This is a genomic window from Pseudomonas sp., from assembly GCF_051660785.1.
Classification (GTDB): Bacteria; Pseudomonadota; Gammaproteobacteria; order Pseudomonadales; family Pseudomonadaceae; genus Aquipseudomonas.
This window is the reverse complement of sequence record NZ_JBOFQE010000056.1, coordinates 139,214-146,892: the sequence shown is the minus strand read 5'-3', so window position 1 is coordinate 146,892 and position 7,679 is coordinate 139,214. Positions and strand designations below refer to the sequence as shown.

At 58.7% G+C, this 7,679-nt stretch carries 6 protein-coding genes; all 6 read left to right on the top strand.

What is annotated here, in order from left to right:
• Positions 1-123 precede the first annotated feature (123 nt).
• The 6 genes from amaA to ACRC4F_RS13810 all read left to right on the top strand — a co-directional run bounded on the left by amaA (position 124) and on the right by ACRC4F_RS13810 (position 6,864).
• The gene (amaA, locus tag ACRC4F_RS13835; protein WP_438659796.1) at positions 124-1,407 is read left to right on the top strand and encodes an L-pipecolate oxidase; all 1,284 of its coding nucleotides are present in this window, start codon (positions 124-126) and stop codon (positions 1,405-1,407) included.
• Positions 1,408-1,772: 365 nt separating this feature from the next.
• Complete coding sequence (locus ACRC4F_RS13830) at positions 1,773-2,906, top strand: ABC transporter substrate-binding protein (RefSeq protein WP_438659795.1); 1,134 nt, start codon at positions 1,773-1,775, stop codon at positions 2,904-2,906.
• Between the two features lie 171 nt (positions 2,907-3,077).
• A complete protein-coding gene (locus ACRC4F_RS13825) occupies positions 3,078-3,992 on the top strand; it encodes an ABC transporter permease subunit (protein WP_010464150.1) in 915 nt (304 codons plus the stop codon).
• A gap of 3 nt (positions 3,993-3,995) precedes the next feature.
• On the top strand, positions 3,996-5,279 hold the full coding sequence (livM, locus tag ACRC4F_RS13820) for a high-affinity branched-chain amino acid ABC transporter permease LivM (RefSeq protein WP_438659794.1): 1,284 nt from the start codon (positions 3,996-3,998) through the stop codon (positions 5,277-5,279).
• Positions 5,276-6,151, top strand: a complete 876-nt coding sequence (locus ACRC4F_RS13815) for an ABC transporter ATP-binding protein (protein ID WP_438659793.1) — start codon at positions 5,276-5,278, stop codon at positions 6,149-6,151. Before livM ends, ACRC4F_RS13815 begins: the two co-directional genes overlap by 4 nt.
• Positions 6,148-6,864 (top strand): ABC transporter ATP-binding protein, encoded by a 717-nt coding sequence (locus ACRC4F_RS13810; protein ID WP_438659792.1) that lies wholly within the window; start codon positions 6,148-6,150, stop codon positions 6,862-6,864. The genes ACRC4F_RS13815 and ACRC4F_RS13810 overlap by 4 nt, the downstream gene beginning before the upstream one ends.
• Positions 6,865-7,679 lie beyond the last annotated feature (815 nt).

Sequence of the window (7,679 nt, the reverse complement as noted above, 5' to 3'; positions counted from 1 at the left end):
GCGAGCCTGCTCGCGATAGCGGTCTGTCAGTCAACAACTTTGTCGACTGACAGAAAGCATCGCGAGCAGGCTCGCTCCCACACTTGAATGGTGTGTTGGTTAGGTTTCTGTTGGAGTCTGGCAATGCCGTTACGCGAAGAGTGTCTGTGGGAAAAACTGACGCCGCAAAGGCCTGACAATGCGGCGCTCAAAGGCGAAGTGAAGGTCGACGTCTGCGTCATCGGCGCCGGTTTCACCGGTTTGTCGGCGGCGGTTCATCTGCTGGAAAAAGGTAAAACGGTCTGCGTGCTCGAAGCTCATCGCGCCGGTCACGGCGGTTCGGGGCGCAACGTCGGGCTGGTCAACGCCGGGATGTGGATTCCACCGGACGAGATCGAAGCCGGGTTCGGCGAAGCGGTGGGCAGTCAGCTCAATCGCATGCTGGGTGCGGCGCCGTCCCTGGTGTTCAGCCTGGTCGACAAATACAACATCGATTGCCAGCTACGCCGCGAAGGCACGCTGCACATGGCGCACAACGCCCGTGGCGAAGCGGATTTACGCAGTCGTGAAGAACAATGGAAACGTCGCGGCGCGCCGGTCGAACTGCTGACCGGGCAAGCTTGCGAACAAGCGACGGGCACCAAAAAGATCGCTGCCGCGTTGCTCGACAAGCGTGCTGGCACGATCAACCCGATGGCTTACACCACGGGGCTGGCCAAAGCGGCCATCAGTCTCGGCGGTCAGCTGTTCGATCATTCTCCGGTGACCCGACTCGAACGCCAGGGCCAACGCTGGTCGGTGCAAACCGCACAGGGCTCGGTGCTCGCCGAGCAAGTGGTCATCGCCTCCAATGCCTACACCGAAGGTGACTGGACGGAGCTGCGGCGCAATTTCTTCCCCGGCTATTACTACCAAGTGGCTTCGGTCCCGCTGACCGAAGATGCCGCGCAGCAAATCCTGCCCGGCGGCCAGGGTTCCTGGGACACGCGCCAGGTACTGAGCAGCATTCGTCGCGACAAAGATGGTCGCCTGTTGCTCGGCAGCCTCGGCAATGGAAATCAGAAACCGACCTGGTTCCTCAAGGCCTGGGCCGATCGAGTGCAGCAGCACTATTTCCCCTACCTCAAACCCGTGGAGTGGGAATGCACCTGGACCGGCTGCATTGCATTTACCCCCGACCACTTGATGCGTTTGTTCGAGCCGGCGCCCGGTTTAGTGGCAGTCACCGGGTACAACGGCCGGGGCGTGACGACGGGGACGGTGGTCGGCAAGGCCTTCGCCGATTATCTGTGTAACGGAAATCCTCAGGCGCTGCCGATTCCGTTTGCCCCCATGCAGCCCCTGGCGGGGGTGGGTTTGCGCAGTTGTCTGTACGAGGCCGGTTTCTCGCTGTATCACGCAGGCCAGTGCTTGCGGATCGTTATTTGATTGTTGAAATTTGTTGCTGGGAGCGGCGCTTTTTCGCGCAGCGACTAGCCTGTAAAAGGTGCGGGTTGTAGCAGTACCGCACCAGCAGTGTGCACTTCGGTGACGCACGATGTTACAGGCTGGTTGCACGTCGTTTGGCGCCGCGGTTGCAATGATGGCGCGTGCGGGTTGCGCCTTTAAAAATAAATGGTTTCACCTTCCGCGGTTTAGACGGTTGCACGCCCAATGAAAATGGGATCGAAACAGTCGAAATAACAATAAAGCAGCGACTTTTCTCAGAATAAAAAACCGATGGCACGGCACTTGCTCTGAGCATTCAGAGAAGTCGCAGTGCCAACTAAAAAAAAACCTTGGAGCACCACCTCATGTCCCAGACGTTTTACAAGAAAGGCTTTCTGGCCCTCGCAGTGGCAACTGCATTGGGTGTTTCTGCGTTTGCACAGGCTGATGTGAAAATCGGTGTGGCGGGTCCGATGACAGGTGCCAACGCGGCATTTGGCGAGCAGTACATGAAGGGTGCACAGGCTGCAGCCGACGCGGTCAACGCGGCGGGCGGCGTCAACGGGGAAAAAATCGTACTGGTGAAGGGCGATGACGCCTGCGAACCGAAACAGGCTGTGACGGTCGCCAAGGACCTGACCAACCAGAAAGTCGCCGGCGTGGTCGGTCACTTCTGCTCCTCGTCGACCATCCCGGCCTCCGAGATCTACGACGAAGCGGGCATCATTGCAATCACCCCTGGTTCCACCAACCCGGCAGTGACCGAACGCGGCCTGAGTGCCATGTTCCGTATGTGCGGGCGTGACGATCAGCAAGGCATCGTGGCCGGTGACTACATCGTCGACGTGCTCAAGGGCAAGAAAGTCGTCGTCCTGCACGACAAGGACACCTACGGTCAGGGTCTGGCGGACGCTACCAAGGCCCAGCTGGAAAAACGCGGCGTGAAGCCTGTGTTGTATGAAGGCCTCACCCGCGGCGAGAAAGACTTCAGCACCATCGTGACCAAAATCCGTGGCGCTGGCGCCGACGTCGTCTACTTCGGCGGTCTGCACCCGGAAGCCGGTCCTCTGGTTCGTCAACTGCGTGAGCAAGGCCTCAAAGACGTCAAGTTCATGTCCGATGACGGCATCGTGACCGACGAACTGGTGACCACCGCTGGCGGCCCGCAATTCGTTGACGGCGTGCTGATGACCTTCGGCGCCGACCCACGCCTGCTGCCAGACAGCAAGACGGTGGTGGACGAGTTCCGCAAGAAAGGCACCGAGCCTGAAGGCTACACCCTGTACGCCTACGCTTCGGTTCAGACCCTGGCTGCAGCTTTCAACGGCGCCAAGTCCAACAGCGGCGAGAAGGCTGCCGAGTGGCTGAAGAAGAACCCGGTCAAAACCGTGATGGGCGAGAAGACCTGGGACGCCAAGGGCGACCTGAAAGTCTCCGACTACGTGGTTTACCAGTGGGACAAGGACGGCAAATACCACCAACTGGAAAAACAGAAGTGATATGAACTGCTGATTCGCCCGGTGCCTTGTGTGCCGGGCAATCAAACAACATGTCCGTGCAGTACCTGTCTTTTCTCGTAGAGCTGCACACAACCGAGTTGCGTCGGCGGCTGAACCCCGGTCCGTCGCACCCGGCTTCTGTGCAGTCTCTCAAATGCGTGAGATTGCGTTATGGATGGTATTTTCCTGCAGCAACTGGTCAACGGCCTGACCCTCGGGTCGGTCTATGGCCTGATCGCCATCGGCTACACAATGGTCTATGGCATCATCGGCATGATCAACTTCGCCCACGGCGAGGTTTACATGATTTCCGCTTACCTCGCGGCAATCAGTCTGGCTCTGCTGGCATACTTCGGTATTGAATCCTTCCCGCTACTGATGCTCGGCACCTTGATCTTCACCATCGTGGTTACGGCGGTGTATGGCTGGGTCATCGAGCGCGTCGCCTACAAGCCCCTGCGCAACTCCACTCGACTGGCACCGCTGATCAGCGCCATCGGGATTTCGCTGATCCTGCAGAACTATGCCCAGATCGCTCAAGGTGCCAAGCAACAAGGTGTTCCGACCTTGCTGACCGGAGCCTGGCGCGTCGAAATCGGCACCGGTTTCGTGCAGTTGACCTACACCAAGGTCTTCATCCTGATTGCTGCATTCGCCGGTATGGCGCTGCTGACTTACATCATCAAGTACACCAAGCTCGGCCGCATGTGCCGCGCGACCCAGCAAGACCGCAAGATGGCGTCGATCCTGGGGATCAACACCGACCGCGTGATTTCCTACGTGTTCATCATCGGTGCAGCGATGGCGGCCCTGGCCGGCGTGCTGATCACCATGAACTATGGCACGTTCGACTTCTATGCCGGCTTCATCATCGGCATCAAGGCGTTTACCGCAGCGGTACTTGGCGGCATCGGCTCGCTGCCTGGCGCGATGCTCGGCGGGATCATTCTCGGGATTTCCGAGTCGCTGTTCTCAGGATTGGTCAACTCGGACTACAAAGACGTTTTCAGCTTCTCGCTGCTCGTTCTCGTTCTGGTCTTTCGGCCCCAAGGCCTGCTCGGCCGTCCTCTTGTGTCGAAGGTGTAAGCGATGTCTTCAACCACTAAAAAAACCATTGATCTCAAAAGAAGCCTGGTTGACGCGATTCTTGCCGGCCTTGTCGCCCTGATTGTGTTCGGCCCGATTGTCGGCGTGGTCCTCGACGGCTACGGCTTCAATATGGAAACGACCCGGGTGGCGTGGATTGTCGCCATCGTCATGGCTGGCCGGTTTGCCCTGAGCCTGTTCCTGCAAACGCCCAAAGGCCTGAAGATTCTTGAAGGTTTTGAAAGCACCGGCTCCGGGGTTCATGTACTGCCGCCCGATTACAAATCCCGGTTGCGCTGGATCATCCCGCTGTTGATCCTCGTTGCCGTGGTGTTCCCGTTTTTCTCCAACTCCTACCTGCTGGGCGTGGTGATCCTCGGGCTGATCTACGTATTGCTGGGCCTGGGCCTGAACATCGTGGTCGGCCTCGCCGGTCTGCTCGACTTGGGTTACGTGGCGTTCTACGCCATCGGTGCCTACGGCCTGGCGCTGGGTTATCAATACCTCGGGCTGGGTTTCTGGACGGTGCTGCCGCTGGCGGCAATCGTCGCGGGCCTGGCCGGCTGCATCCTCGGATTTCCGGTGTTGCGGCTGCACGGCGATTACCTGGCGATCGTGACCTTGGGTTTCGGTGAAATCATTCGTTTGATCCTCAACAACTGGCTGTCCCTGACCGGCGGCCCGAATGGCATGGCGGCTCCGTTGCCGACTTTCTTCGGCCTCGAGTTCGGCAAGCGTGCGAAGGAGGGCGGTGTACCGTTCCATGAGTTCTTCGGCATCGCCTATAACCCGGACGTGAAGTATTACTTCATTTACGCGGTGTTGTTCCTGGTGGTGCTGGCCGTGCTGTACATCAAGCATCGTCTGGTCAAGATGCCGGTCGGTCGCGCTTGGGAAGCCCTGCGTGAAGACGAAATTGCCTGCCGCTCCATGGGGCTGAACCACGTATTGGTCAAGCTCTCGGCTTTCACCATCGGTGCATCGACGGCCGGCCTGGCCGGGGTGTTCTTCGCCACCTATCAAGGCTTCGTCAACCCGACCTCGTTCACCTTCTTTGAATCGGCCCTGATCCTCGCCATCGTGGTACTCGGCGGCATGGGCTCGACCATCGGCGTGGTGATTGCAGCGTTCGTGCTGACCGTCGCCCCGGAACTGCTGCGCGGCTTTGCGGAATATCGCGTGCTGCTGTTCGGCGTGCTGATGGTGTTGATGATGATCTGGCGACCGCGCGGCCTGATTCGGATCAGCCGTACCGGTGTGACCCCGCGTAAAGGAGTAGCGCCATGAGCGAAGTCGTACTCTCGGTCGAGAAACTGATGATGCACTTCGGCGGCATCAAGGCGTTGAGCGATGTCAGCCTCAAGGTGCATCGCAACTCGATCTTCGCCCTGATCGGACCCAACGGCGCCGGCAAGACCACCGTGTTCAACTGCCTGACCGGGTTCTACAAGGCCTCCGGCGGCAAGATCGAACTCAATACCCGTGGCGAGCGCACCGATGTCATCCAGCTGCTGGGCGAATCGTTCAAAGCCACGGATTTCGTGTCGCCAAAAAACTTCCTCACCCGGCTGCGCTACAAGATGTTCGGCGGCACCCACCTGGTGAACCGTGCGGGGCTGGCGCGCACATTCCAGAACATTCGCCTGTTCAAGGAAATGTCGGTGCTGGAAAACCTGCTGGTGGCCCAGCACATGTGGGTCAACCGCAACATGTTGGCCGGTATCCTCAACACCAAGGGCTACCGCAAGGCCGAGAGCGATGCGCTGGATCACGCCTTCTACTGGCTGGAAGTCGTGGACCTGGTGGACTGCGCCAACCGTCTGGCCGGTGAACTCTCTTACGGCCAGCAACGCCGTCTGGAAATCGCCCGTGCCATGTGCACCCGGCCGCAGATCATCTGCCTCGACGAACCCGCTGCCGGCCTCAACCCTCAGGAAACAGAAGCGCTGAGCGCGATGATCCGTCTGCTGCGCGACGAGCACGATCTGACCGTGGTGCTGATCGAACACGACATGGGCATGGTAATGAGCATTTCCGACCACATCGTGGTGCTGGACCACGGCATCGTCATCGCCGAGGGCGGACCTGATGCGATTCGCAACGACCCGAAAGTGATTGCGGCCTACCTGGGCGCCGATGAAGAGGAAGTGGTGCTATGAGCCAACCCATCCTCGAACTAAAGGATCTGGATGTGTTTTACGGGCCGATCCAGGCCCTGAAGAAAGTCTCGCTGCACATCAACGAAGGTGAAACCGTCAGCCTGATCGGCTCCAACGGTGCGGGCAAGTCGACCCTGCTTATGTCGATCTTCGGTCAGCCGCGCGCGGCGGACGGGCAGATTCTCTATCAAGGTGTGGACATCACTCACAAGTCGTCGCACTACATTGCGTCCAACGGCATCGCTCAATCGCCTGAAGGCCGGCGCGTATTCCCCGACATGACCGTCGAGGAAAACCTGCTGATGGGTACGATCCCTATCGGTGACAAGTACGCCAAGGAAGACATGCAACGCATGTTCGAGTTGTTTCCACGACTCGAAGAGCGGCGTAACCAGCGGGCCATGACCATGTCCGGCGGCGAGCAGCAGATGCTCGCCATCGCCCGTGCGTTGATGAGTCGTCCCAAGCTGTTGTTGCTCGATGAGCCAAGCCTGGGCCTGGCGCCGATCGTGGTGAAACAGATCTTCGCGACCCTGCGAGAGCTGGCAAGCACGGGCATGACCATCTTCCTGGTCGAACAGAACGCCAACCACGCCCTCAAGTTGTCGGATCGGGCGTACGTGATGGTCAACGGTGAGATCCGCCTCACCGGCACCGGCAAGGAGCTGCTGGTCAACGAGGAAGTGCGTAACGCTTATCTCGGCGGGCACTGACACTCCGCCGGAATATCCGCAGCCCCGACGAGCAATCGCCGGGGCTTTTTTACATCCTCAATTCACCACGAAACCCTGTGGGAGCGAGCCTGCTCGCGATAGCGTCATCACAGTCAAAGTAGAGCTGACTGTCCCGCCGCCATCGCGAGCAAGCTCGCTCCAACAAGTGTCCGCAGTGTGCTTTCTGGAAATTGTGGAAAACAATATTCACAAGCTCTCAAAGCGCGACATAAAGCCGCTGCAAATTGCTGTTTTTCCACAGTTTTGACTTGTCCCCGTTTGCTGTGGAGCTGGCTGTGAATAACGTGGGAGTAGCTGGCTGAACGCCTTAGAATCCGTGGGTTGCAGCGATGTGGTTGTTTTTTGATCAGGCGTTTTTGCCGGTCCCTGAGTCGGCTTTGTCAACCTTTTTGTTGCCGGCCAAAGTGACTGGAAATGTGATGGACAAGCCTGTGGATAAGTCTGTGGTTAAACTCTGGAAAGACCCGGCTGAGGGCCGTAGTTACTGGCTTGGCGCCATCGTTGGTTTGATCGACCCATCGTGCAAAATGCCATGGGCTACACAGGCGGCACCCGAGGGTCAAGCGAAAAACTTTGTAATGTGCCCGCAAAGCCTTGTGGGTAGCGGCTCCCAGCTTTTGCACTTGCCCCCGGAAATTGTGGACCTGCCTGTGGATAACGTGCGCGTACAAAGCTGCAGGCCACGCCCGGCAAGGCGTTGCGATGATTGATTACTTTTCATACAAAAATACGATGGTTGCCCGTGGGAGCGGGGCCGGGCATGCTGCCAGCTGATTTTCTATTCCAATGGCTGG